The 24189-nt window shown below is 74.8% G+C and carries 21 protein-coding genes; 6 read left to right on the top strand and 15 right to left on the bottom strand.

Going from position 1 to position 24189, the window contains the following annotated elements:
- Positions 1–49: 49 nt before the first annotated feature.
- Entirely contained in the window at positions 50–1252 is a 1203-nt protein-coding gene (locus ACZ4VF_RS16025) for a trans-sulfuration enzyme family protein (protein WP_467926429.1), read from the top strand.
- A 735-nt stretch (positions 1253–1987) separates the two neighbouring features.
- Here ACZ4VF_RS16025 and ACZ4VF_RS16020 read toward each other — a convergent pair.
- From ACZ4VF_RS16020 to ACZ4VF_RS16005, 4 genes are all read right to left on the bottom strand, one after another.
- Positions 1988–3415, bottom strand: coding sequence for a GNAT family N-acetyltransferase (locus tag ACZ4VF_RS16020; RefSeq protein ID WP_467926428.1), 1428 nt, complete (start codon positions 3413–3415; stop codon positions 1988–1990).
- A gap of 123 nt (positions 3416–3538) precedes the next feature.
- Positions 3539–5125, bottom strand: a complete 1587-nt coding sequence (locus ACZ4VF_RS16015) for an alkaline phosphatase D family protein (protein WP_467926426.1) — start codon at positions 5123–5125, stop codon at positions 3539–3541.
- A 299-nt stretch (positions 5126–5424) separates the two neighbouring features.
- Positions 5425–6255 (bottom strand): alpha/beta fold hydrolase, encoded by an 831-nt coding sequence (locus ACZ4VF_RS16010; RefSeq protein WP_467926425.1) that lies wholly within the window; start codon positions 6253–6255, stop codon positions 5425–5427.
- Positions 6256–6356: 101 nt separating this feature from the next.
- Positions 6357–7010, bottom strand: coding sequence for an NADPH-dependent F420 reductase (locus tag ACZ4VF_RS16005; protein ID WP_467926424.1), 654 nt, complete (start codon positions 7008–7010; stop codon positions 6357–6359).
- A 121-nt stretch (positions 7011–7131) separates the two neighbouring features.
- On the opposite strand from ACZ4VF_RS16005, the gene ACZ4VF_RS16000 reads away from it, so the two are divergent.
- Both ACZ4VF_RS16000 and ACZ4VF_RS15995 read left to right on the top strand, forming a co-directional pair.
- A complete protein-coding gene (locus ACZ4VF_RS16000; RefSeq protein WP_467926423.1) occupies positions 7132–8028 on the top strand; it encodes an RNA polymerase sigma-70 factor in 897 nt (298 codons plus the stop codon).
- Positions 8029–8339: 311 nt separating this feature from the next.
- Positions 8340–9101: a GntR family transcriptional regulator gene (locus ACZ4VF_RS15995; protein ID WP_467926421.1), complete on the top strand. Its 762-nt coding sequence runs from the start codon at positions 8340–8342 to the stop codon at positions 9099–9101.
- Between the two features lie 87 nt (positions 9102–9188).
- Here ACZ4VF_RS15995 and ACZ4VF_RS15990 read toward each other — a convergent pair whose 3' ends face one another.
- From ACZ4VF_RS15990 to ACZ4VF_RS15980, 3 genes are all read right to left on the bottom strand, one after another.
- Positions 9189–10346, bottom strand: coding sequence for an ROK family transcriptional regulator (locus ACZ4VF_RS15990; protein ID WP_467926420.1), 1158 nt, complete (start codon positions 10344–10346; stop codon positions 9189–9191).
- A 98-nt stretch (positions 10347–10444) separates the two neighbouring features.
- Positions 10445–11101 carry a response regulator gene (locus ACZ4VF_RS15985; protein ID WP_467926418.1) on the bottom strand — a complete coding sequence of 219 codons (657 nt, stop codon included), beginning with the start codon at positions 11099–11101 and terminating at the stop codon, positions 10445–10447.
- 14 nt (positions 11102–11115) lie between these two features.
- Positions 11116–12270, bottom strand: coding sequence for a sensor histidine kinase (locus ACZ4VF_RS15980; protein ID WP_467926417.1), 1155 nt, complete (start codon positions 12268–12270; stop codon positions 11116–11118).
- Between the two features lie 107 nt (positions 12271–12377).
- Here ACZ4VF_RS15980 and ACZ4VF_RS15975 point away from each other — a divergent pair, with 107 nt between their 5' ends.
- From ACZ4VF_RS15975 to ACZ4VF_RS15965, 3 genes are read left to right on the top strand one after another with little or no spacing between them, the layout of a single operon-like run.
- Entirely contained in the window at positions 12378–13295 is a 918-nt protein-coding gene (locus ACZ4VF_RS15975) for an ATP-binding cassette domain-containing protein (protein WP_467926416.1), read from the top strand.
- A gap of 2 nt (positions 13296–13297) precedes the next feature.
- Positions 13298–14008 carry an ABC transporter permease gene (locus ACZ4VF_RS15970; RefSeq protein WP_467926414.1) on the top strand — a complete coding sequence of 237 codons (711 nt, stop codon included), beginning with the start codon at positions 13298–13300 and terminating at the stop codon, positions 14006–14008.
- Positions 14009–14066: 58 nt separating this feature from the next.
- Positions 14067–14510 (top strand): hypothetical protein, encoded by a 444-nt coding sequence (locus tag ACZ4VF_RS15965; RefSeq protein WP_467926413.1) that lies wholly within the window; start codon positions 14067–14069, stop codon positions 14508–14510.
- Here ACZ4VF_RS15965 and mug read toward each other — a convergent pair.
- From mug to ACZ4VF_RS15925, 8 genes are all read right to left on the bottom strand, one after another.
- Entirely contained in the window at positions 14471–15001 is a 531-nt protein-coding gene (gene mug / locus ACZ4VF_RS15960; protein ID WP_467926412.1) for a G/U mismatch-specific DNA glycosylase, read from the bottom strand. The genes ACZ4VF_RS15965 and mug overlap by 40 nt on opposite strands.
- Before the next feature lie 53 nt (positions 15002–15054).
- Positions 15055–16497 carry an adenylosuccinate lyase gene (gene purB, locus ACZ4VF_RS15955; RefSeq protein ID WP_467926410.1) on the bottom strand — a complete coding sequence of 481 codons (1443 nt, stop codon included), beginning with the start codon at positions 16495–16497 and terminating at the stop codon, positions 15055–15057.
- Between the two features lie 127 nt (positions 16498–16624).
- Entirely contained in the window at positions 16625–17413 is a 789-nt protein-coding gene (locus ACZ4VF_RS15950; protein WP_467926409.1) for an SGNH/GDSL hydrolase family protein, read from the bottom strand.
- Positions 17414–17501: 88 nt separating this feature from the next.
- The gene (locus ACZ4VF_RS15945; RefSeq protein WP_467926408.1) at positions 17502–18521 is read right to left on the bottom strand and encodes a hemolysin family protein; all 1020 of its coding nucleotides are present in this window, start codon (positions 18519–18521) and stop codon (positions 17502–17504) included.
- Entirely contained in the window at positions 18518–19951 is a 1434-nt protein-coding gene (locus tag ACZ4VF_RS15940; protein ID WP_467926406.1) for a hemolysin family protein, read from the bottom strand. Before ACZ4VF_RS15940 ends, ACZ4VF_RS15945 begins: the two co-directional genes overlap by 4 nt.
- A gap of 152 nt (positions 19952–20103) precedes the next feature.
- Positions 20104–20646 (bottom strand): GNAT family N-acetyltransferase, encoded by a 543-nt coding sequence (locus ACZ4VF_RS15935; RefSeq protein WP_467926405.1) that lies wholly within the window; start codon positions 20644–20646, stop codon positions 20104–20106.
- A gap of 20 nt (positions 20647–20666) precedes the next feature.
- Complete coding sequence (locus ACZ4VF_RS15930; protein ID WP_467926404.1) at positions 20667–21557, bottom strand: LLM class F420-dependent oxidoreductase; 891 nt, start codon at positions 21555–21557, stop codon at positions 20667–20669.
- 63 nt (positions 21558–21620) lie between these two features.
- Positions 21621–24188, bottom strand: coding sequence for an ABC transporter permease (locus ACZ4VF_RS15925; RefSeq protein ID WP_467926402.1), 2568 nt, complete (start codon positions 24186–24188; stop codon positions 21621–21623).
- Position 24189 lies beyond the last annotated feature (1 nt).

Genomic DNA, 24189 nt, shown 5'->3' with positions numbered 1-24189 from the left:
TAGCACGGTGTTCGATCCCAGAGAACCGTTCGATGTTCACCCTCCCGCCATGGACACATCGAGCCTGAGTGACTACGACGGAGTAGGCACCGCACCGAGAGCGCTGGCCACCGAGGCCGTGCACGCCGGCCGTGACGACCTCGCCCGCCAGGGCCTGCACGCCCCGCCGATCGACCTGTCCACCACCTACCCCTCCTACGACAGCCGCGCCGAGGCCGCCCGCATCGACGCCTTCGCCACCGACGGCGCCGACCCGGTGGGACCGCCGGTCTACGGCCGCCTCGGCAACCCGACCGTCGCCCGCTTCGAGACCGCGCTCGCCCGTCTGGAGGGCACCGAGTCCGCCGTCGCCTTCGCCAGTGGCATGGCCGCCCTCAGCGCCGTCCTCCTCGCCCGGTCCGCCATGGGCCTGCGCCATGTGGTCGCGGTACGGCCGCTGTACGGCTGCAGCGACCACCTGCTCACCGCGGGGCTGCTCGGCACGGAGGTCACCTGGACCGACCCGGCCGGCATCGGCGACGCGCTGCGCCCGGACACCGGCCTGGTGATGGTCGAGTCCCCGGCCAACCCGACCCTCGCCGAACTCGACCTGCGGGCGATCGCCCACGCCTGCGGTTCGGTGCCGCTGCTCGCCGACAACACCTTCGCCACGCCCGTGCTCCAGCGTCCGGCCGAGCAGGGCGCCCGGATGGTGCTGCACAGCGCCACCAAGTACCTCGGCGGGCACGGCGACGTGCTGGCCGGGGTGGTCGCCTGTGACGAGGAGTTCGCGGGCCGGCTGCGGCAGATACGGTTCGCCACCGGGGGAGTCCTGCATCCACTGGCCGGCTACCTGCTGCTGCGCGGGCTGTCCACGCTCCCGGTCCGGGTGCGGGCCGCCTCCGCGAACGCCGCCGTGCTGGCCCGCCGGCTGGCCGCCGATCCGCGCGTGGCCCGGGTCCGCTATCCGCGGCTGGGCGGCGCGATGATCGCCTTCGAGGTGCACGGCGACCCGCACGAGGTGATCTCCCGGGTCCGTCTCGTCACCCCCGCGGTGAGCCTGGGCAGCGTCGACACGCTCATCCAGCACCCCGCGTCCATCAGCCACCGCATCGTGGACGCCGACGACCGGCGCGGGGCGGGCGTGAGCGACCGTCTGCTGCGGCTGTCGGTGGGCCTGGAGGACGTGGACGACCTCTGGGCGGACCTGGACCAGGCCCTGGGGGGTGTGCGGGACCGGCAGGTGACACCGCTGCGGGAGGCGGTGCGCTGAGGGGCGGGGCCCCGGGTGACGGCCGCACGGAGCCCGGGGCACGGCCGCGTGGGGTCCGGCGGGACGGTCGTGGCGGGGTCCGGCGGGACGGTGGCGTGGGGTCCGGCGGGGCGGTCGTGGCGGGGTCCGGCGGGACGGTGGCGTGGGGTCCGGCGGGGCGGTCGTCGCGGGGTCCGGCGGGACGGTGGCGTGGGGTCAGGCGGGGCGGTCGTCGCGGGGTCCGGGGCACGGTCGCGCGGGGTCCGGCGGGACGGTGGCGCGGAACCCGGCGGGACGGTCGCGTGGGGTCAGGCGGGGCGGTCGCGTGGGGTCAGGCGGGACGGCCGCGCGGGGTCCGGGGCACGGCCGCACGCAGCCCCGGGCACGGCCGCACGGAGCCCCGGGCACGGCCGCACGGAGCCCCGGGCACGGCCGCGCGGGGTCCGGTGGGACGGTCGAAGCGGGGCCCGCGGCACGGCCGCGTGGCGTCCGGCGGTACGGTCGCGCGGGGCCCGGCGGGACGGTTGCGCGGGGATCCGTCGCGCGGGGGACCGCCGGTGCGTCGGCCGGAGGGCGCGGTGCCGTCTCCGTGCGGGGGCAGTCCCGTGCGGGGGCAGTCCCGTGAGGTGGCCCAGTGCGGTGGCCCCAGTGCGGTGACCTCAGGCCGTGCGGCCCCCGCCGCGGCCTAAGGCCCTGCTGCGGCCTGAGGCCCCGCCGCGGCCTGAGGCCCCGCCGTGGCGTCAGGCTCCGCGGCGGCTACAGGCCGGGCGCCGAGCGGCCTGAGGCCGGGCGGGGCATCGGGGTCGCCGGTGTCGTGTCCAGGCGGGCCGTGATCACCAGCGTGCCCTCCTCCACCTGGTAGTCCAGGGGCAGGCCCAGGCCGCGCATCGCGGCGACCATGCCGGTGTTGGACGCCTTGGTCACGGCGTACACGCTCGCGCAGCCGGCGTCCGCCGCCATCGCCACCAGCCGGCCGAGCAGCTCGCCGCCCACGCCCCGCCGCTGCCACTCGTCCTCGACCAGCAGCGCGACCTCGGTCTCGTCGCTGTCCCACAGCAGATGCCCGAGGCCGACGATCCTTCCCGAGGCGGTCTGCGCGGCCAGCGTCCGGCCGAAACGGGGGCTGAGCAGGTGGTTCAGATAGCGGTCCGCGTCACCGACCGGGCCGTGGTAGCGCATGCCGAGGGTGTGCGGCGAGCACCGGTCGTGCATCGCCCGGGCCGCGGCCAGGTCCCCGGTGTCCACCCGGCGCACGGTGATGTCGTTGCCCTCGGGCAGGGTCAGCACGTCCTGGCCGTCGGGGATCCGCGGCCCGAGCCGGCCGTCCAGCTCCACCAGCGCCCGGGCGCGGGCGAACTCGGCGGGGGTGAAGGGGAGGTACGGCCGCTCCACGGTGAGCACGCCGCCCTCGGGCGCCGGCAGCCGCATCACGGTGTCCTCCAGCACACCCTCGACCGGCACCGGCGCCGGACCACGGCCGCCGCCGGCCGGTGCGCCGGGCAGCGAACGGATCGTGCAGCGTCCCAGCAACTGGCGCAGAGCCAAAGGGAGTTCGGAGGTGTCCAGGGCGGTGCGGGCGGCCAGGCCGAGCACCCGGGTGGGCACGTCGACCAGGTCGTGGGCGTCGGCCCGCTCGATCCAGGTGGCCGTACCCCCGGCCGAGGCGACCGCCCGGGTGATCCCGGCCGCCGAGAGCGCACCCGGCGCCCGCAGCAGGAACTCGTCCACCGTGCCGTCGGCCAGCGGGTGCGTCTGCAGGCTCAGGATGTCCACCCGCTGCCCGGCGAGCGCCGCGCACAGGGCGGCCAGCGAACCCGGCTCGTCCTTCACCGTCGTCCGCATCCGCCACAGCGTGCCGGGGTCCTCGCAGGTGCCGGCCTCCCCGTCGGCGGGCTGCCCGGACGGCCGCGTCTCGGCGGCCGGCCGGGCACCGGTATCGCTCACCGGCGGGGCGTGTCCGTGGCGGCGTGACCACCACACGTGGAATCCCGCCGTCGCGGCCAGTACGACGGCCGAGATCACCAGCAGGGCCGGGCCGTCCGGCCCGTGCCCGATCAGGTTCGCCACCGCGTCCGCGACGGCCACGGCGGTGAAGAGCGCGGCGAGTTCGACGACGTCCCGCCGCCAGTGGTGCACGGGCCGCCCGTGCCTGGCCCGGGTCACATCAGGCATTTCTGGAGTCATGCAACCACTGTGGAGGAACGGTGTTGCGTGATCACGAACTGATTGTGACCGATGGGTTAAGCATGCTCCGCCCCTTTTGCTGTCCTTTTGTTGCCCTTTCCATGGTTGAGCTCGTGGCCGGCCCTACTGACCGACGCGGCCCGGCTGCAGGGTCCGCGTGAACAGCACGGTGCCGTCCTGCTCCCGCAGCCGTACCGTCAGCTCCCCGCTCTCCCCGTCGATGTCGACCTCGCCGAAGAACTGGTAGCCGCCCGCGGGCGAGACGTTCGGCGTGGCCGGCGCCTTCACGAACACCCGCTCCGGGCCGAAGGTGCCGTCCAGCGCGCTCGCCGGGAAGGCACCCGCGTTCAGCGGGCCGGAGACGAACTCCCAGAACGGCTCGAAGTCGGTGAACGCGGCCCGGGACGGCTGGTAGTGCTGGGCGGAGGTGTGGTGCACGTCCGCCGTCAGCCACAGCGTGCCGGTGATCCGCCGGTGCTTGACGAACCGCAGCAGCTCGGCGATCTGCAGCTCCCGGCCGAGCGGCGCCCCCGGATCGCCCTGCGCCACCGCCTCGAAGTTCGGCCTGCCCTCCGTCGGGTCCGGTACGACGAGACCGAGCGGCATGTCGGCGGCGATCACCTTCCACACCGCGCGTGACCGGGCCAGCTCCCGTTTGAGCCACTCCAGCTGCTCCCGGCCGAGGATGCCCTGCGGGTCGGTCGTCCGGTCGTCGGGGGAGTTGGCGTCGCGGTAGGTGCGCATGTCGAGCACGAAGACGTCCAGCAGGGGGCCCTGGCGCAGCACCCGGTAGACCCGGCCCTCCCGCGCGCCCGGACGCAGGGTGGACAGCGGGACGTACTCGCTGAACGCCCGCCGGGCGCGCGCCGCGAGGACGTCGACGCTCTTCTCGGTGTAGCGGGTGTCGGTCGAGGCGATCACCTCGCCCGGGTACCAGTTGTTGCGGACCTCGTGGTCGTCCCACTGGACGACCGAGGGCACCTGGGCGTTGAACCGGCGGAGGTTGGCGTCGAGCAGGTTGTAGCAGAAGTTGCCCCGGTACTCGGCGAGGGTCTCGGCGACCTTCGACTTCTCCTCGGTGGTGATGTTCCGCCAGGTACCGCCGTCGGGCAGCGCCTGGGCGGCGCTGATGGGGCCGTCGGCGTAGATGGTGTCGCCGCTGCACAGGAAGAAGTCCGGGTCCAGCTTCGCCATGGCGTCGTAGATGCGGTAGCCGCCGAGGTCCGGGTTGATGCCCCAGCCCTGTCCGGCCAGGTCGCCCGACCACAGGAACCGCACGCCGTCCCGGCGGCGCCGCGAGACGGTGCGGAAGGTGCCGGTCACGGGCTCGCCCGTGCGGCGCGGGTCGTCCGGGTCGGCGAGCAGCACCCGGTAGTGGATCTGCTCGCCGGAGGGCAGGCCGTGCAGCCGGGTGGTGCCGGTGAAGTCCGTGCCGACGCCGAGCAGCGGGCCGTGCAGGCGGCGCGGGTTGCGGAAGGACTCGGTGGCCGAGGTCTCCACGATCATCCGGGCCGGCCGGTCCGAACGCACCCACACCAGAGCGGAGTCGGCGGTCACGTCACCGGTCTGCACGCCCCAGCCCGCCTCCGGGCGTCCGGAGCGGGCGAACGCCGGGGCCGCTCCGGCGCCCACGGGCAGGGTCAGGGCCGCCGACGCGGCGAGGGAGCCGCGCAGGACGCTGCGGCGGCCGGGGAAGGGACGGTGGGACATGGCTGCGCCTCCAGGGACGGGATCCGGCCAGTGTGCGGAGCCACACCTACTGGGGCACCGAGGCGCGCACGCGAACCGGAGGTGAACTCCGGTCGGCTGGGCGGCAGTCAGGGGCGGTGGGGAGCGGTCACGGGTGGTCGGAGGCGGTCGGAGGCGGTCGGAGGAGGCGCGAGGAGGCCGGAGTGGCCGGGGCGGGCCGGGGGAGGCAGGGCCGGCGTGCCGCGACCCGCACGGACTTCCCCAAGACCCTCCCGAGCCGGCCGGGCGGGAGGCGCCGGCGCGGAGGCGCCCGGAGGACGTCAGCGGCTGCCGTCCAGGATGACGCGCGCGACCAGGGCCGGGTCGTCGTTCATCGGGCAGTGGCCGCAGCCGGGCAGCCGGACCAGCCGGGCGTGCGGGATCAGCTGCTTGGCGCGTACGCCCTGGCGGCGCACCAGGATCCGGTCCCGGGTGCCCCAGGCCACCGTGACCGGCAGGCCCGGCAGGCCGTCGGTGAAGCGGACGGCGGCGCCCGCCCGCAGGGTCGCCCCGAACCCGTCGGCCCCGACGAGCGCGAGCGTCTCGGCGACCACCGCCTCAGGGGAACGGCGCCCGGGGCGGGCGTAGATGGTGCTGGTCAGCGCCGTACGGCCGGCCGCCGTACGGGACAGCCGCTGCACCAGGGGCAGCGGCAGCCGCCGGGCGATCCCGCGCATCGCGAGCAGCACCGCGAAGGCGTACCGCCGCTCGGCCTCCGACCAGAAACCGGCCGGGGACAGGGCGGTCACGGACCGTACGAGCTTCTCCCGGCCCAGCTCCAGGGCGAGCAGCCCGCCCAGCGAGTTGCCGGCGACGTGCGGACGGTCCAGCTCCAGCGCCTCGAACAGGGCGCCGAGGACGGCGTTGGTGGTGGGCAGGTCGTAGGCCAGGCCGTCCGGCAGCGCCGGGGACGCGCCGAAGCCCGGCAGGTCCACGGCGATCACCTCGCGCTCGGTGGCCAGGATGTCCACGACCGGGTCCCAGGCCTGCCGGTGATGGCCGATGCCGTGCAGCAGGACCAGCGGTTCGCCGCGGCCCACGCGCGCGTAGGACACGGTGACGTCACCGGGGCCGTGCGGGGCGGGGACCGTGAAGGAGACGGTGGCGGACATGGGGGTGCTCCTCGTCTGGGCTGCTGACGGACGCCGTAGACAGCTTGTCAGCAATTACTACCGACGGGTAGCCCCCGGGGTGCGAACGCCCGGTCCGCCCCTCAACGCGCCCGGCGCACCTCGATGTTGAAGTCGGCGTCCCCGAAGCGGCGGAACAGGGTGAGCCACAGCGGCAGATACATCTCCACCGCCCGCGCCGACCGGATCCCACCGAGGTCCAGCACCCGCCCGGCCGGCCAGCCGAACTCCCCGAGCAGCGCCGTCACCTGCTCCTTCGCCCCGGTGTCGTCCCCGCACACGAACAGCTGGTGCTCGCCCGGCACCCGTCCCGGATCCACCATCACCCGGCAGTTGACCGTGTTCAGCGCCTTCACCACGCGCGCGTGCGGGAACGCCCGCTGGATCCGCTCGCCCACGCTGTCCGACTCCACCGGGTCCAGCCGCGGCTGCCCGTCCTCGAACGACAGCGGATTGGAGACGTCCACCAGCACCTTGCCGTCCAGGCGCTCCGCGCCCGCCGCCCGCAGCGCGTCCAGCGCCACCCGGCCGCCCACCGCGCTCACCACCACCTCGCCCGCGGCCGCCGCGTCCGCGAACGTCCCCGCGTGGGCCCGCCCGGCCTCGGCCGTCGCCCACTCCACGGCCACCGGGTTGTCCCGGGTGCGCGAACCGAGGGTCACCTCGTGGCCCAGCTCCAGCAGCCGGCCGGCCAGGGTGCGGCCCACCTCGCCCGTGCCCAGCACCCCGTACCGCATCGCCCACCTCACGGTCGCCGGCCGCCGCCCGCCGGCGGCCCGCGGTCATTGTGATCCGTACCGCCCCTGGAGCCGGGCATTCCGGGTGGACAGCGGAGGGCGTGTCGGATGGGATGGACCCGTGACCGCAGACCCAGCCGCCGACCCGGCCACCGACGTCTTCGAAGAGCACCGGCCCCTGCTCACGGGAGTCGCCTACCGCATGCTCGGCCGGGTCGCCGACGCCGAGGACGTGGTCCAGGAGGCCTGGCTGCGCTGGTACCGGGCCGACCGGGGCGAGGTCCGCGAACCGCGCGCCTACCTGGTGCGCATCACCACCCGGTTGGCCATCGACCGGCTCCGCCAGGTGCAGTCGCGCGGCGAGGCGTACGTCGGGCCGTGGCTGCCCGAGCCGTACCTCACCGAATTCGCCGACACCGCTCCCGACTCCGCGGACCGCGCCGTGCTCGCCGACACGGTCTCCCTGGCCGTCCTGGTCGTCCTGGAGTCCCTGTCCCCGCTGGAGCGGGCCGTGTTCGTGCTCCGGGAGGCCTTCGGCTACCCGTACGCCGAGATCGCCGCGCTCCTCGGCCGCGCCGAGCCCGCGGTACGGCAGCTCGCCGGACGGGCCCGCCGGCACGTGGCCGAACGGCGCCCGCGGTACGAGGTCGACCCCGCCCGGCGCCGTGACCTGACCGAGCGTTTCCTCGCCGCCGCGGCCGAGGGCGACCTGGCCGGGCTGATGTCCCTGCTCGCCCCGGACGTCCGCCTGGTCGGCGACAGCGGCGGCAAGGCCAAGGCGCCGCTGCGCACCCTGCACACCGCCGACAAGGTCGCCCGCTTCCTCATCGGCGCCGCGCGCAAGCTCCCGGCCGGACTGTCCGTCCGGCCCCTGGAGGTCAACGGCGGCCCCGCCGCGCTGGTCCTGGTCGACGACAAGCCCGACAGCCTGTTCCAGGTGGACATCGCCGACGGCCGTGTCACCGCCGTCTACGTGGTCCGCAACCCGGACAAGCTCCGGCACCTCACCGGCGGCTGATCAGGCGAGGGGGCGCCACCGCCCCCGCGCGCCCGCTCCGGCCCCCCGCGCGCCCGGTCCGGCCCCCCGCGCGCTCGGCCCGTCCGCAGGCCCCCGTCGTGTGACGGGGGCTTTGCCGTGCCGTCACCCGCCGCGCCGCCTGCGAACGCCTCATGAACGCTCCGTGGCAGGGCGCCCGTGCGTTCGGGCGGGGATCGACGATTGGTCTTGACCAAGGGTGACGGCCGCCCTATGGTCGCAGAGAAGTGCAACAACCTTTAATAAACAAGGGCGCCAAAAACCGCCGGACCACGGCTCTTGCGGAGGACAGGGTGGGGACCACGCAGCTGGAATCGGTACCGGAACCGAAGTACTGGCATCTGAAGACCGTGCTCACCGAGGCACTGGACTCCGAATTCTCGGTCGGTGAGATCCTGCCCAACGAGCGTGACCTCGCGGCCCGTTTCGGCGTGGCCCGCGCCACGCTCCGGCAGGCCCTCGAACAGCTGGAGCTGGAGGGCCGGCTGCAGCGCCGCCGCGGGGTCGGCACGACCGTGGCGCCGCCGCGTGTCGGCGTGTCCGTCGGCACCGAACAGCACGCCTGGCCCGGCACCGCCGGAGACGCCTGGCAGCCCGTCGACAGCGACCAGGCGACACCGCCCGCGGCCGTCGCCGCCGCCCTGGAGACCGCCCCGGACGAGACCGTCCACACCGTCCGCCGCACCCGCATGTCCCACGGCCAGCAGGTCGCCACGGAACTGCTCTACATCCCGGCGGCCTCGGTGCCCGGCCTCACCGCGATCGACACCCCGTCCGGCGCGGCACGCGCGCGTGCGGTGCTGCGTGAATTGCAGCACCTGCCGCTGGAGGGCGAGGACCGCGCCGTCGAACTCGGCTCCGCCCGCGCGGACGACGCCAGGGAACTCGACCGGCTCCCCGGCTCGCCCGTCCTCGTCGTCACTACCCGCTTCTTCGCCCAGGGCCGCACGGCGGCACTCTCGGTGGCGACGTACCGGGCCGACACCTGCCGGCTGACCTTCGGTGAATCGGCGGGAGTGGAGATACACCACGACCCGGAGCGGCGCGCTTCCTGAAGACCGCGGCACCCCGCCGCTCCGGACGGGACGGCGGGGCGACGCCCCTCTGTCCCGTCACCGAACGGCCCGTCACCGAACGGCCCGTCACCGACGGCCCGTCACCGAGCCCTCCACGGCGAACAGCTGCTCCTCCACATGGTCCAGCGCCAGCCGCAGCGCCCCCGTCGCCACGGCCGCCTCGCCCAGCACGGACAGCGCCACCCGCGGCGGCCGCAGGCAGTACCGGGCCAGTTCCTGCCGCAGCGGCTCCAGGACGCCGTCCAGGCCCGCCGCCCAGCCCCCGACGACCACCAGCTCCGGGTCGAGCGCCAGCACCAGCGCGGCGACGTCGTGCACGAGCCGCTGGATGAACCGCTCGACGGCCGCCCGGGCCCTGCGGTCGCCCTTGCGTGCCAGCGCGAACACCTCGGCGACCGCCTGCTCGTCCAGCGGGTGCAGCGGCTCGTCGGTGGTGGACAGCAGTGCCTCCGGCGTGGCCTCCCGGCCCAGCAGATGCAGCGCGCCGATCTCGCCGGCCGCCCCGCCGTAGCCCCGGTGCAGCCGCCCCCCGATCAGTGAACCGGCCCCCGGGCTCAGCCCGGCCAGGACGAACACCACGTCGTCCGTCTCGGTCGCCGCGCCCTTCCAGTGCTCCGCCACGGCCGCCGCGTTCGCGTCGTTCTCCACCAGCACCGGACAGCGGAAGGAACGGCTCAGCCGCTCCCCGAGCCGCAGCCCGGTCCACTGCGGCAGGGCCGTGCTCAGCCGTACCGTGCCGTCGGCCTCCACGATGCCCGGTGTCCCCACGCCCACCGCCCGCAACGAGCCGCGTGCCACCCCGGCCCGGCGCAGCAGCTCGGCGACCGCACCGCGCAGCCGGTCGAGCCGTTCGTCCGCCGGGGCCTTCTCGTCGACCTCCTTGGCCTGCGCGCCCAGCACCCGCCCGTCCAGGTCGGACAGGAGGGCGGCGACCCGGTGCGGCCCGATCTCCAGCCCCAGCAGATGCCCCGCCTCGGCCCGGAACCGGAACCGCCGGGCGGGCCGCCCCTGCCGGCGGGCACCGCCGTCGTCGGCCGCCGCCTCCACCACCAGCCCGCCCTCGATGAGCCCTTCCACGACGCCCTCGACGGTCGGCCGGGACAGTCCGGTGACGCGGGTGATCTCGGTGAGCGTCGCGCAGTCCGTGGCGCGCAGCGCGTGCAGCACCACCGCGGAATTGATCCTTCGCAGCAGCGAGGGATCGCCGCCGGTCAGCTGCCCCACCGTCCGTCCTCCCAGCTCGCGGGCGTGTTGGCCGGATCGTACTCGGCCCCGTCCGCCCCGGCGAGTGCCGGGTTCGGCCCGCGGGCCGCGTCCTTCGGTCACCCCGGTTCCACGAAACCGGACTCGTAGGCCGCGATCACCGCCTGGGTGCGGTCCCGCGCGCCGAGCTTGGCCAGCACGGCGCTCACGTGCGACTTCACCGTCTCCGCGCCCACGAACAGCCGCGCGGCGATCTCGGCGTTCGACAGCCCCCGGGTCATCAGCCGCAGCACCTCCGCCTCCCGCTCGGTCAGCCCGGCCCGCTCCAGCGCGGCCCGCGCCGGCCGGCCGCCGTCGCCGTACCGGGCGGCGAGACGCCGTACGGAGGCCGGGAACAACAGCGACTCGCCCTCCGCGGCCAGCCGCACCGCGTGCACGATCTCGGCCGGACGGGCCCGCTTCAGCAGGAACCCGTCGGCGCCCGCACGCAGCGCCTCGTACACGTACTCGTCGTCCTCGAACGTGGTCACGACGAGGATCCTCGGCGGCTGTGGCACCGTGCGCAGCACCGCGCGCGTGGCCTCGATCCCGTCCATGAGCGGCATCCGCACGTCCATGGCCACCACGTCCGGCCGCAGTCGCCGTACGAGCGGGATGACCGCCGCGCCGTCGGCCGCCTCGCCCACCACCTCGATGTCGGGCTGCGCCTCAAGGACGGCCCGCAGACCCGCGCGAACCAGGGGTTCGTCGTCGACGAGGAGTACGGTGACCGGCATCCGGCCAGCCTAGATCAGCGCAGCGGCAGCTCCGCGCGCACCTGCCAGTCGCCCTCGTCCGGACCGGTCCGGGCGGTGCCGCCGAGCAGCGCCGCCCGCTCCCGTATGCCGCGCAGGCCGCTGCCCCGCCCGGGGCCGGGCATCGCCCCCGGCAGCGGGTTGCGGACCTCCAGGGTGAGCAGCCCGTCGGTGACCTCGACCCGGACCCGGACGGGCACCGCTCCCGCGTGCCGCAGCACATTGGTGAGCGCCTCCTGGAGGATGCGGTGGCCCTCGCGGGACACCGGGCCGGGCACGGCCCCGACCGGCCCCGTCACCTCGGCGTCGACCTTGGCGCCGGAGGCCCGCGCCGACTCCAGCAGCCGGCCGGCGTCGGCCAGCGTCGGCCGCGCGCTCACCGGCCGCTCCGCCTCCCGCAGCACACCCAGCACCCGCTCCAGGTCCTCCAGCGCGGCCCGGCCGGTCTCCTCGATGGCACCCAGCGCCCGGTCGGTGAACTCCGGATCGCCCGCCGCGCGCGCGGCACCCGCCTGCACCACCGCCACCGTCAGGGCGTGCCCGATCGAGTCGTGCAACTCCCGGGCCATCCGGGTGCGTTCCAGCAGGTGCTCGGTGCGTTCCTCCAGCGCGGCCAGCCGCTCGGCCGCCGACGGCCCGAGGAGCCGGCGCGCGGCGGCCGTGACCAGCTCGCCGAGCCCGACGACCACGCCGTACAGGGCGAGCAGCGGCAGCGGCGCCAGCAGGGCCCAGGCGGGGTGCGGCGGCAGCCGGTCCAGCAGCGGGGCCCCGGCCGGCGCACCGCCCCAGGCGCACCGCAGCAGTTCGAAGCAGAGGGCGGGCAGCCACACCGAGGCGAACACGGCCGTGCCGCCGAGCAGCATGCGCAGCTCCAGCCACAGCACCGTACGCAGCCGGTCCCGCCAGGTGGCCGCCCGCGCCTGCGAGATGCCCGGCTCCGGCTCGCCCGGCGTGAGCAGCAGCCGCGCCTGCACCCCCTCACCCCGCCGCACCGCGGGCACGAGGCCGAGCGGGAGGAGCAGCAGCGCGGGCACCCAGGGGGTCGACGGGTCGACGAAGAGCCAGACGCTGACCATCAGCATCGGCATCCACAGGTGCAGCAGGCGCGTGTACGTCGTGCCGCGCAGCAGCGGGCGCAGGAGGCGGGACATGACGTCATCGTCGCAGGCGGCACCGACAACGGTTCTCCCCCGCACGGGGGAGACGGTCCCCGCCGGCGGGGGAGGAACCATGTGCCCCGCCCCGCCAGGCTGTTGCCATGACCAGCATCGACGTACGGGACCTCACCAAGGACCACGGCGGCCGGCGGGCCGTGGACCGCCTCACCTTCCGGGTGCACCCCGGCCGGGTCACCGGCTTCCTCGGCCCCAACGGCGCCGGGAAGTCCACGACCTTCCGCCTCGTCCTCGGCCTCGACCGGCCCACCGCCGGCACGGCCACCGTCGGCGGCCAGGCCTACGCGGACCTGCGCGACCCCCTGCGCCGGGTGGGTGCCCTGCTCGACGCCCGCGCCGCGCACGGCTCCCGCACCGCCCGCGACCATCTCCTCGCCCTCGCCGCGAGCAACCGCATACCGGCCCGCCGGGTCGACACCGCCCTGGAGGAGGCCGGTCTCGCCGCCGTGGCCCGGCGCCGGGTTCGGACGTACTCCCTCGGCATGCGCCAGCGGCTCGGCATCGCCGCCGCCCTGCTCGGCGACCCGGAGGCCGTGCTGCTCGACGAACCCGCCAACGGCCTCGACCCCGAGGGCATCGTCTGGATCCGCGCCCTGCTGCGCCGGCTCGCCGCCGAGGGGCGTACGGTCCTGGTCTCCAGCCACCTCATGGGCGAGATCGCCGCCTTCGCCGACCACCTGCTGATCCTCGGCCGGGGCCGCCTGCTGGCCGACACCCCCGTCCAGGACTTCATCCGGGCGCGCGTACAGCCCCGCGTCCGCGTCCGCACCACCGATCCCGCCGCCCTCGGCGACCTCCTCGCCCGGCACGGCCACGACGCCTCCCGCGCCGAGGACGGGACGTGGACCGTACGGCACGCGCGCGTGGACGACCTCGGCCGGCTGATGTCCGGGGCGGGCGTCCCCGTCCTGGAACTCGCCGCCGAGGAGGCCACCCTGGAGGAGGCCTATCTCGATCTGACCGCGGCCGAGGCCGAGTTCACCGCACACCAGGAGGCCTGACCATGCCCTTCGCACCGGTGCTCCACGCAGAGTGGATCAAAATCCGTTCGCTGCGCTCCCTGCTGGGCGCCCTCGCCGCGGTCCTCGTCGTCACCGCCCCGCCGGCGGCGCTCGCCTCGGCCGACGCCGACGGCACCGACCCGCTGTTCTCCGTGTTCTTCGGCATCGGCTTCGGCCAGGTCGCCGCGATCGCCTTCGGTGCGACGGCCGTCTCGTCGGAGTTCCGGGGCGGCGCGCTGCGGCTGACGCTGGCGGCGGTGCCCGGCCGGGGGCGCTGGTTCGCCGCGAAGGCGACGGCGATCGCCCTGCCGGCGCTGGCCGTCGGGCTGCTCACCGGGTTCGTCACGCTCCTGGTGGGCAGGGCGGCCCTCGGCACCTCCGCACCCGGCTGGGGCGAGGGCGTGCGCGGCGCGGTCGGCTGCGGGCTGCACCTGACGCTGATGGCCCTGTTCGCCGCCGGACTCGCGGCCGTGCTGCGCAGCGGGGTCGCGACCCTCGCGGTGCTGATCCCGTTCCTGCTGATCGTGTCCTTCGTGGTGGGCGACCTGTCCGGCCGCGCCGCCGACTTCCTCCCGGACCGGGCGGGCCAAGTGGCCCTGCACAGCGGCTGGGACGGTGCCCTCGGCCCCTGGAGCGGGCTCGCGGTGACCGCCCTGTGGGCGGCGGCGGCCCTGGCGGTAGGCGGGTGGAGGGTCCGGCGCGGGGACGCCTGACGGCGGGCGGCGCCTGACGGACCGCCAATTGTCAGTGCCCCCCGCTTTACTGGGTCCCATGGACATCGCGAAGTGCCTGGCCCTCATCGACCTGCTGTGCGCCCGGGAGTTCCCGGCGGCGTACGGCAGGACGGAGCACGGCGAGAGCGGGCCCGGCTATCACATAGCCGCTTTGGCGACGAGCGAGGACTTCTGGGACGACGACGGCAGCGCACGGGACGAGACGGAGGCACAGGTCGAGGCCGACCGGGACGGCCTCGCCGAGCGGCTGGGGGAGCGGTGGGGCAGTCCGCAGCGGTTCAGCCTGTACAGCGTGCTCGACCGCGGCATGGAGGGCGAGGACCTCGTGGAGCCCTGGGCCGGGCTCAGCGGTCACGTCCCGGACGTCCACCTGTGGCGGGTGCCGGAGGCGGACCGCTGGGTCGCTCTCGGTGTCTCCCAGTGGGACAGGGAACTGCCGTTTCAGCTGCTCGGGATAGTGACGGAGACCGACCCGCCGTGACCGGGCAGGTCCGCCGCCTCCCGCAGCCGGGCGAACTCCTGCGCCATCGTCGCCGCCGTCCAGTGCGCGTTCAGCCCGCTGGGATTGGGCAGCACCCACACCCGGGCCTCCCCGATGGTCCGCTCCTGCGGCCCGACCCGGGCCGTGCGGTCACCGAAGGCGGCCCGGTACGCGGTCACCCCGACCACGGCCAGCCACCTCGGCCGCAGCCGCGTCACCTTCTCGGTCAGCAGCCGCCCGCCCTCGGCGTACTCCTCGGCGGTCAGCTCGTCCGCCCGCGCGGTGGCCCGCGCCACCACGTTGGTGATGCCGAGCCCGTAGGAGAGCAGCTCCCGCTGCTCGGCCGGCTTCAGCAGCCGGGGCGTGAAGCCGGACAGGTGCAGCACCGGCCAGAACCGGTTGCCGGGACGGGCGAAGTGGTGGCCGGTCGCGGCCGTCATCAGACCGGGGTTGATGCCGCAGAACAGCACGTGGAGACCGTCCGCGACCACGTCCGGTACGAGGCGGTCGCGGGCGGCCTCCAGATCGGCCTTGGTCAGGCGGGTCAGAGGATCGCTCCGGGGGTGTAGCCGGCGGCCTCCGGGTGCTGCTTGACGATCTCCTCGATCCGGCCGACGACCACGCCGACCTGGTCGGCGGCGGCACCGGTGAAGGAGAGCTTGTCGGCCATCAGCGCGGCCAGCCGCTCCCGGTCGAGCGGCAGGCGCTCGTCGGCGGCGAGCTTGTCGAGCAGGTCGTTGCGCTCGGCCCCCTGCTCACGCATCGCGAGCGCGGTCGCCACGGCGTTCTCCTTGATCGCCTCGTGCGCCACCTCGCGGCCGACCCCGGCCCGCACGGCACCCATGAGGACCTTGGTGGTGGCCAGGAACGGCAGGTAGCGGTCCAGCTCGCGGGCGACGACGGCCGGGAAGGCGCCGAACTCGTCGAGGACGGTCAGGAAGGTCTCCAGCAGGCCGTCCAGCGCGAAGAAGGCGTCCGGCAGTGCCACCCGGCGCACCACCGAGCAGGACACGTCGCCCTCGTTCCACTGGTCGCCGGCCAGCTCGCCGGTCATCGAGGCGTAGCCGCGCAGGATGACCATGAGGCCGTTGACGCGCTCGCAGGAGCGGGTGTTCATCTTGTGCGGCATCGCCGAGGAGCCGACCTGGCCCGGCTTGAAGCCCTCGGTGACCAGCTCGTGCCCGGCCATCAGCCGGATCGTCTTGGCGAGCGAGGAGGGTGCCGCGGCGAGCTGCACCAGCGCGGTGACGACCTCGTAGTCCAGCGAGCGCGGGTAGACCTGGCCGACGGAGGTGAAGGCCTGCGAGAAGCCGAGGTGGCCGGCGATCCGGTGCTCCAGCTCGGCCAGCTTCGAGGCGTCGCCGCCGAGCAGGTCCAGCATGTCCTGGGCGGTGCCGACCGGGCCCTTGATTCCGCGCAGCGGGTAGCGGCCGAGCAGTTCCTCGACGCGGCCGTGGGCGACGAGCAGCTCGTCGGCGGCGGTCGCGAACCGCTTGCCCAGGGTGGTGGCCTGCGCGGCCACGTTGTGCGAGCGGCCGGCCATGACCAGCTCGGCGTACTCGCCCGCGAGCTTGCCGAGGCGGGCCAGCACGGCCACCGTGCGGTCGCGCACCAGCTCCAGCGACAGCCGGATCTGCAGCTGCTCGACGTTCTCCGTGAGGTCGCGGGAGGTCATGCCCTTGTGCACGTGCTCGTGCCCGGCGAGGTCGTTGAACTCCTCGATCCGCGCCTTCACGTCGTGCCGGGTGACCTTCTCGCGCTCGGCGATCGAGGCGAGGTCGACGGTGTCGAGGACACGCTCGTAGTCGGCGAGCGCCTCGTCCGGCACCTCGATGCCGAGGTCCTTCTGGGCCCGCAGCACGGCGAGCCAGAGCTGCCGCTCCAGTTTCACCTTCTGCTCGGGGGACCAGAGCGTGGCGAGCTCGGCGGAGGCGTAGCGTCCGGCGAGGACGTTCGGGATGCGGGGCTTGGCGGGCGCAGAAGTCACGTGTCCAGATTCTACTGGCGGTTCCTGCAGGCCAACGCCACGGGTGCGGTCGGACGAAGCTACGAGACCCCCGTCACGTCGGCGGCGGCCCTGGCAGCCGACGTGACGGCGAGGGGGCGGGGGAGGACTACGCCAGGTCCTCGTACGCGAGCAGCTCCGGGCGCTTCGGCGGGCGGCCGTCGCCGGAGGACCGGCCGGTCAGGCGGCGGCCTATCCAGGGGAGCAGGTGCTGCCGGGCGAACCGTACGTCGGCGGTCCGCCGCGTCAGCCAGCCCGGCGGGGCCGTCGCCGGCATCGGCACATGCCACGCGGTGTCCTCCGGGTCGTAGCCGAGCGCCTGCCACACCGCCTCGGCGACCCGGCGGTGGCCCTCCGCCGTCAGGTGCAGCCGGTCCACGTCCCACAGCCGCGGGTCGGCCAGCGCGGGCGCCCCGTAGAGGTCGGCCACGACGGCGCCGTGCTTGGCGGCCAGCTCGTCCACGCAGGCGAACAGCTCCTCCATGCGCGGCCGGAACCGTTCCAGCACCGGGCCCTGGCGGCCGGGGCTGCGCATCAGCACCAGCTGCCTGCAGGAGGGCGCCAGCCGTTCCACGGCCTCGGTGAGCAGGTCGCGGACCCGGCCCATGTCGCACTTGGGGCGCAGGGTGTCGTTGAGCCCGCCGACCAGGGTGACGACGTCGGCGTTCATCGCCGCCGCCACCTCCACCTGCTCGTCGACGATCTGCCCGATCAGCTTCCCGCGCACGGCGAGGTTGGCGTACCGGAAGCCGGGTGTCCGCGCGGCCATCCGTCCGGCGAGCACATCGGCCCAGCCCCGGTAGGAGCCGTCGGGCAGCAGGTCCGACATGCCCTCGGTGAACGAGTCGCCGACCGCGACCAGGCTGGTGTACGCAGGAGATGCGGGGTTCGTCTGCATGGCGCCACAGATGGTATCCCGAGGCCAATACCTGCCGGTCGGTAGGCCCGCGCGTTCTGCGCCCCGCAGACCTCCGCTCCCGCCGGTCTCACCCCTGCGCCGGCTGACCGAACAGCTGGCGCAGTACGTCCTCCATCGTCACCAGGCCCGCCAGCCGGCCGTCGTCACCGAGGACGGCCGCGAGGTGGGTGCGGCTGCCGCGCATGGCGGTGAGGACGTCGTCCAGCGGGGTGCCCTCGCGGACGCGGGCGATGGGGCGCATGTCCCGGAGCCGGAAGGGCACGTCCCGGGGGGAGGCGTCCAGCGCGTCCTTGACGTGCAGGTAGCCCACGATCCGGCGGCCGGTGTCGACCACGGGGAAACGGGAGAAGCCCGACTCGGCCGACAGACGCTCCAGCTGTTCCGGGGTGACGCCCACGCGGGCGTAGACGACCCGCTCCAGCGGGACCACCACGTCCCGCACCGGCCGGCTGCCCAGCTCCAGTGCGTCGTGGAGGCGTTCCTGCGCACGGTTGTCGATCAGACCCGCCTCGCTGGCGTCCTTGACGATCTCCGCCAGCTCGGTGTCGGTGAAGGTCGCCGACACCTCGTCCTTCGCCTCCACCCGCAGAAGCTTCAGCAGCCCGTTCGCGAAGGCGTTGATCGCGAAGATCACCGGACGCAGCGACCGGGACAGCGCGACCAGCGGCGGGCCGAGCAGCAGCGCGCTGCGCACCGGTTCGGCGAGTGCGATGTTCTTGGGGACCATCTCGCCGAGCAGCATGTGCAGATACGTCGCGAGGGTCAGCGCGATCACGAACGACACGGCGTGACCCGCGCTCACGGGCACGCCCAGCGCGTGGAACACCGGCTCCAGCAGATGCGCGATCGCCGGTTCGGCGACCACGCCCAGCACCAGTGTGCACAGCGTGATGCCCAGCTGGGCGGCGGCGAGCAGGGCCGAGACGTGCTCCAGCCCCCACAGCACGCTCCGCGCCCGCCGGTCGCCCTCCTGGGCGAGCGGCTCGATCTGCGAGCGGCGCACGGAGATCAGGGCGAACTCGGCGCCGACGAAGAAGGCGTTGACGACGAGGGTCGCCAGACCGATCAGCAGCTGTACGACGGTCATCGCGTCCCCTCCCGCGTCCCACGGGTCCGGCGAGACCCGTCGGTCCCGTCGGTCCCGGCGGTCCTCCCACTCCTGCCTGTCCCGCGGCTCCCGTCGGTTCCGTCGGCTTCCTCGGCGCGCTCGTCGTCCAGCGGTGCGTGCAGCAGCACCCGCGCGGCCCGGCGGCCGGAGGCGTCGACCACGTCGAGCCGCCAGCCGGCCACGTCCACACCGTCGCCCACGGCGGGTATCCGGCCCAGCTCGGTGGCGACCAGGCCGGCCAGCGTCTCGTACGGCCCCTCGGGAACCCGCAGGCCCACGCGGGCCAGCTGGTCGGTGCGGGCGGCGCCGTCCGCCGCGTACAGGGCGCGGCCCCGCTCGTCCGCGCCGGCGGGGGCGAGGTCGGGCGTCTCGTGCGGGTCGTGCTCGTCCCGCACCTCGCCGACGACCTCCTCCACGATGTCCTCCAGGGTGGCCACGCCCGCCGTGCCGCCGTACTCGTCGATGACGACGGCCATGGTGCGCCGGCCGCCGAGCCGGTCCAGCAGCCGGTCGACGGTGAGCGACTCGGGCACCAGCAGCGGTTCGCGCATCACCTGCGCGACCGTGCGGTGGCGCCGCTGGTCCGCGGGGACGGCCAGCACGTCCTTGATGTGGGCGGTGCCGACGACGGCGTCCAGGGTGCCCCGGTAGACCGGGAACCGGCTCAGGCCGGTGGCCCGGGTGGCGTTGGCGACGTCCTCGCAGGTCGCCTGGGTGTCCAGGGCGACGACCTGGACGCGCGGGGTCATCACGTTCTCGGCCGTGAGGTCGGCCAGGTTCAGCGTCCGCACGAACAGCTCGGCCGTGTCCGGCTCCAGGGCGCCCTCCTTGGCGGAGTGCCGGGCGAGGGCGGCCAGCTCCTGCGGTCCGCGCGCGGAGGCCAGCTCCTCGGCGGGCTCGATGCCGATCCGGCGCACGCACCGGTTGGCGGTGTTGTTCAGGTGGGTGATGAAGGGTCGGAAGAGGGCGCTGAACAAGCGCTGGGCGCTGCCCACCCGCCTGGCCACGGCCAGTGGCGAGGAGATCGCCCAGTTCTTGGGCACCAGCTCGCCGACGACCATCAGGACCACCGTCGACAGGGCCGTGCCCAGCACCAGCGCGGTCGTGCTCGCCGTCCCCCGGGACAGGCCCATCGCCTGGAACGGCCCGGCGAGCAGTTCGGCGATCGACGGTTCGGCGAGCATGCCGACGACCAGGTTGGTGACGGTGATGCCGAGCTGGGCGCCGGAGAGCTGGAACGTCAGGTTCCGGACGGCCTTCAGGGCGCCGGCGGCACCGCGCTCGCCGCGCGCGGCGGCCCGCTCCAGCTCGCCGCGGTCCACCGTGGTCAGCGAGAACTCCGCCGCCACGAACGCGCCGCAGGCCAGCGAGAGCAGGATCGCCAGCAGAAGGAGGAGCACTTCGGTCATCGGGTCACCCCCGTCCCATGATCGGACAGGGCAGGGAAGAACGCGCGGTGTCGCGGAGGGGGAGGCTCGCCCATGGGCGGACGCTCACTACCTTTCATAGAGGGCCGAGTGCTCCCTCCATGGTAAAGGATGGGCAAAAACGCGTTCGGGTCTCAGTCCGTGAGCGGTTTCACCCAGCGCCGCCAGTGCTCCTGCGGCCCGTATCCGGCCGCGGCCCAGGCGTGGTGCGCGGTCTCGTTGCGGACCAGCACCATCGCGTCCGCGCGCCGCCCCCCGAGCCGAACGAAGCGCTCCTCGGCGGCGGCCAGCAGCGCCGAGCCGATGCCCTGCCGACGCCGCTCCGGGTGCACCGCGAGCCGGTACAGATGGCACCGCCAGCCGTCGAACCCGGCGATCACCGTGCCCACCAGCTCGCCGTCCAGCTCCGCCAGGACCAGCGCCCCGGGGTCCCGGCCGACCAGCCGCTCCACACCGGCGCGGTCGTCGCTGATGCTGGTGCCCTCCGCGGCCGTCCTCCAGAAGGCGAGGACGGCGTCGACGTCGTCGGAGACGGCGGCACGTATGCGCGGCTCGGTCATGTGAGCATCATGATCGCGAACGGCCGGCCGTGCACGTGCTTTTCGCCGGCCGCATCCCTCCGGGCGTCCGCCGAGGAACCCGGAGCGGGCCCCCGCGCGAAGCCCCTCCCGGGGCACCCCGGAGGCGCCGGGACCCCTCAGGCGGACTCCTCCTCGCGCAGCCGGGCCAGCACCGGTGCGAACGCCTCCATCGACGGCTCCAGCACGGTCAGGTACGAGAACCCGAACCGCTCGCGCTGCGCCCGCGCCTTCGCCACGACGTCGTCCAGCGGGCCGGCCAGCACGATGGGCAGGGCCAGCGCCTCGTCCACGGTCATCCCGGGCAGACTGTCCAGCAGCGGCTTCAGCACCGGCTCCGGGTCGTCGGTGACGGCGACCAGCTGGATCAGCAGGTTCAGCTCGGCGGGCTCCGCCCGGTCCGCCGCCAGCGCGCGGTAACGGGCCACCCGCTCGTCCAGCTCCTCGGCGCGCAGCGGCTCCAGCGTGCCCGGCGTCCTGCCCGGGCGGGCGCCGGTGAAGGCCGCGATGTCCGCGTGCGCGGCGGTCAGCCGCAGCATCCGGTCGCCGTTGGCGCCGACCAGCACCGGCACCCGGGACTGGGCGGGCCGGGGCAGGTGTTCCCCGGAACCGAGCAGTCGTTCCAGCTCCGCCAGGGTGCGCTCCAGGTGGTCCACCCGCTCGCGCGGCGAGCCGAAGGGCAGCCCGGCCGCCTCGTGCTCCGCCTGCACGTACCCGGTGCCCAGGCCCAGTTCGAGCCGGCCGCCGGTCAGCGCGTCCGTGGTCGCGACCTCGCGGGCCAGCAGCGCCGGGTTCCAGAAGCCCGTGTTCAGCACGAACGTGCCGAGCCGCGGACGACGGGTCGCCTCCGCCGCCGCGACCAGCGCCGGGAACGGCGCCACCATGCCGAGGTGGTCCGGGACGAGGATCACGTCGTATCCCAGTTCCTCGGCGCGACGGCACTTGGCGCGCCACTCGTCGGCGGGCGCCGGCGTGAGCAGATTGACTCCGAAGCGGAACGGACGCGGCATGAACTCTCCCCGATACGAGACGACTTGGTCCGCTCCGATTCCATCACGTCCGGGCCGGCACGATCACTCGTGGGCGATCGCCTCCAGCACGTTCATCCGCGACGCCCGCAGCGCCGGCAGCAGGGCCGCGACCACGCCCACCACCGCCGCGCCGATCACCACCGCGACGAGCGTGCCCCAGGGGACCGCGAGCGCCGTCAGCCCGCGCAGGGCCAGCACCCGCTGCATGCACACGCCCCACACCAGCCCCAGCCCCAGTCCCAGGACCGCCCCGAACACCGCGATCACCACCGACTCCAGCCGGATCATCCGGCGCAACTGCCGCCGCCCCAGCCCGATCGCCCGCAGCAGCCCGATCTCCCTGGTCCGCTCCACCACCGACAGGGCGAGGGTGTTGACCACGCCGAGCACGGCGATCACGATCGACAGCCCGAGCAGCGCGTACACCAGGTAGAGCAGCACCGCGATCTGGTCGTGGACCAGGTCCTTGTAGTCGGCCTGGTCGCGCACCTGGACCTGCGGGAACGGCGTGAGCGCCCGCTCCAGGCGGGGCCGCAGGTCCGCGGGGTCCGTGCCGGGGGCCGCGTTGACGTAGAGCGCGGCGTCCTGCCCGTCCGGCAGGTAGGTCTCCAGCGTCGCCAGGCCGAAGAAGAGCCCGCCCTGCGCGCCGAAGCCCTCCGCCTGCTGCTGGTCGGTCAGCGCCCCGACGGTCAGCTCCGCCCGGCGCCCGCCCGGGAACTCCACCGGCAGCACACCGCCCACCCGCACGCCGTGCTCCCGGGCGTAGTCGGCGTCCAGCGCGAGGTGCCCGTCCGCCAGGGCGGCCGCCGAGCCGCCCCGCGCGTAGTCGAGGTGGGCGACGTCGTCGAGCCGGGGGCCGTACCCGGCCGCGACCGTCGTCACCCGCCGGCCGTCCGGCATCCGTACGGCGACGGCCGTGAGCCGCTGCGGTACGACGAGCCCGACCCCGGGGGTCGCGGCCACCCGGTCCGCGACCTGCCGGGTGAACGGCGTGAAGCCCGCGCTCTGGACGACGAAGTCGGCACCCAGCGTCCGGTCGATCTGCCGGTCGAACGACGCGGACAGCGAGGCGCTGGCCACCGACATCCCGCCGACCAGGGCCAGACCCACCATCAGCGCGGCGGCCGTGGCGCCCGTGCGGCGCGGATTGCGCAACGCGTTGCGCTGGCTCATCCGGCCGACCGGGCCGAACAACGCGGGGAAGGCCGCGCCCAGCACCCGGATCACCGGCCGGACCAGCAGCGGTCCGGCCACCACGGTCGCGATCAGCGTCAGGACGACACCGGCACCCAGCAGCGCGGCGGCCTGCGCGATGCGCGACGCCGTCGCGCACCCGGCCAGCGCCGCCGCCCCGGCCGCCCCCACCACCGCGCCGGCGATCGCCCGCGCCCTCAGCGGCTTGCCCGCACCGGCCACCTCGGCGTCGGCGAGCGCGGCCATCGGGGAGACGGCCGCGGCGCGCCGCGCGGGCAGATAGGCCGCCACGAAGGTGACACCGAGGCCGACGACGTAGGCCGCGACCGGTGTCGCCCAGCCGATCACCATCTCCGCGGCCCTCAGGTTCATCCCGAAGGCGCTCATCAGCCGGATCAGCCCGAACGCCAGCCCGGTGCCGGCGGCCAGTCCCAGCGTCGAGCCGACCAGGCCCAGCAGCAGCGCCTCGGTGAGCACCGAGCGCCGTACCTGCCGCCGGTCCGCGCCGAGCGCCCGCAGCAGCCCGAGCTCCCGGGTGCGCTGGGCGATCAGCATGGAGAACGTGTTGACGATCAGGAACACGCCGACCAGCAGCGCGATGCCGGCGAAGCCCAGCATCACGTACTTGACGACGTCGAGGAACGTGCCGAGTGTCGCCGTGGCCGACCTGGCCTGCTCGGCGGCGGTCTTGACCTCGTACGACCGGGTGCCGAGCGCCGCGCCGACGCGGCGCCCCAGTTCCGTGTCGGACACACCCCGCGCCGCGTCCACCGCGATGCCGGTCGCCCGCGCGGACGAGCCGAGCAGTACCCGGCCGGCCACCGCCGGGTCCAGGTAGACCAGGGCCGCGCCGGGGTTGGTCGTGGTGAAGGTGGCGATGCCCACGACCCGGACCCGGAGGGAGCCCGGCTGCGCCTGCAGGGTCAGCGGGTCACCGATCCGTACGTGCCGCCTGCCGGCCGTGTCCGCGTCCAGCAGCACCTCGCCCGCACCGCGCGGGGCGTGACCCGACGTCAGCCGTACCGGGCTGCGGTCGGTCGCGTACCAGGCGGCGGCGATGGTGGGGGCGCCGGTGGTCGGGCTGACGGGCCGGTTGCGGCGGTCGACCACCACCACGTTCTGCACGGACACCTCCGCGCGGGCCGCCGCCACCCCGTCGACCCGGGCCACCCGGTCCCGCAGGGCGGCCGGCAGGGTCTGCGTCACGCCGCTCGTCCGCGCCGACCGCAGATCCTCCTTGGGCCGGACCGTCACATCCGCGGCGGTGGAGGCGAACAGCCGGTCGAAGGTACGGGTCACCGTGTCGGAGAAGATCAGACTGCCCGCGACGAACGCCACGGACAGGACCACGGCCAGCGCGGACAGCGCCAGCCGCCCCTTGTGCGCGAGGAAACTCCTCAGGGTCGCCTTGAGCACC

It is taken from the genome of Streptomyces sp. NPDC029151 (genome assembly GCF_055564315.1).
The sequence above is the reverse complement of the archived record's forward strand: the minus strand, read 5'-3'. Positions and strand labels throughout refer to the sequence as shown.

Bases quoted from the DNA above. Each gene is read 5' to 3' on its own strand.
- ACZ4VF_RS15970 (WP_467926414.1), top strand. From the start codon at position 13,298: ATGCCCTTCGCACCGGTGCTCCACGCAGAGTGGATCAAAATCCGTTCG.
- ACZ4VF_RS16025 (WP_467926429.1), top strand. From the start codon at position 50: ATGGACACATCGAGCCTGAGTGACTACGACGGAGTAGGCACCGCACCG.
- ACZ4VF_RS16005 (WP_467926424.1), bottom strand. From the start codon at position 7,010: ATGCGGTACGGGGTGCTGGGCACGGGCGAGGTGGGCCGCACCCTGGCC.
- ACZ4VF_RS16020 (WP_467926428.1), bottom strand. From the start codon at position 3,415: ATGACTCCAGAAATGCCTGATGTGACCCGGGCCAGGCACGGGCGGCCC.
- ACZ4VF_RS15985 (WP_467926418.1), bottom strand. From the start codon at position 11,101: ATGCCGGTCACCGTACTCCTCGTCGACGACGAACCCCTGGTTCGCGCG.
- ACZ4VF_RS15945 (WP_467926408.1), bottom strand. From the start codon at position 18,521: ATGACCGTCGTACAGCTGCTGATCGGTCTGGCGACCCTCGTCGTCAAC.
- ACZ4VF_RS15980 (WP_467926417.1), bottom strand. From the start codon at position 12,270: ATGTCCCGCCTCCTGCGCCCGCTGCTGCGCGGCACGACGTACACGCGC.
- ACZ4VF_RS16010 (WP_467926425.1), bottom strand. From the start codon at position 6,255: ATGTCCGCCACCGTCTCCTTCACGGTCCCCGCCCCGCACGGCCCCGGT.
- ACZ4VF_RS15930 (WP_467926404.1), bottom strand. From the start codon at position 21,557: ATGCCGCGTCCGTTCCGCTTCGGAGTCAATCTGCTCACGCCGGCGCCC.
- ACZ4VF_RS15940 (WP_467926406.1), bottom strand. From the start codon at position 19,951: ATGACCGAAGTGCTCCTCCTTCTGCTGGCGATCCTGCTCTCGCTGGCC.
- ACZ4VF_RS16015 (WP_467926426.1), bottom strand. From the start codon at position 5,125: ATGTCCCACCGTCCCTTCCCCGGCCGCCGCAGCGTCCTGCGCGGCTCC.
- ACZ4VF_RS15965 (WP_467926413.1), top strand. From the start codon at position 14,067: ATGGACATCGCGAAGTGCCTGGCCCTCATCGACCTGCTGTGCGCCCGG.
- ACZ4VF_RS15950 (WP_467926409.1), bottom strand. From the start codon at position 17,413: ATGCAGACGAACCCCGCATCTCCTGCGTACACCAGCCTGGTCGCGGTC.
- ACZ4VF_RS15975 (WP_467926416.1), top strand. From the start codon at position 12,378: ATGACCAGCATCGACGTACGGGACCTCACCAAGGACCACGGCGGCCGG.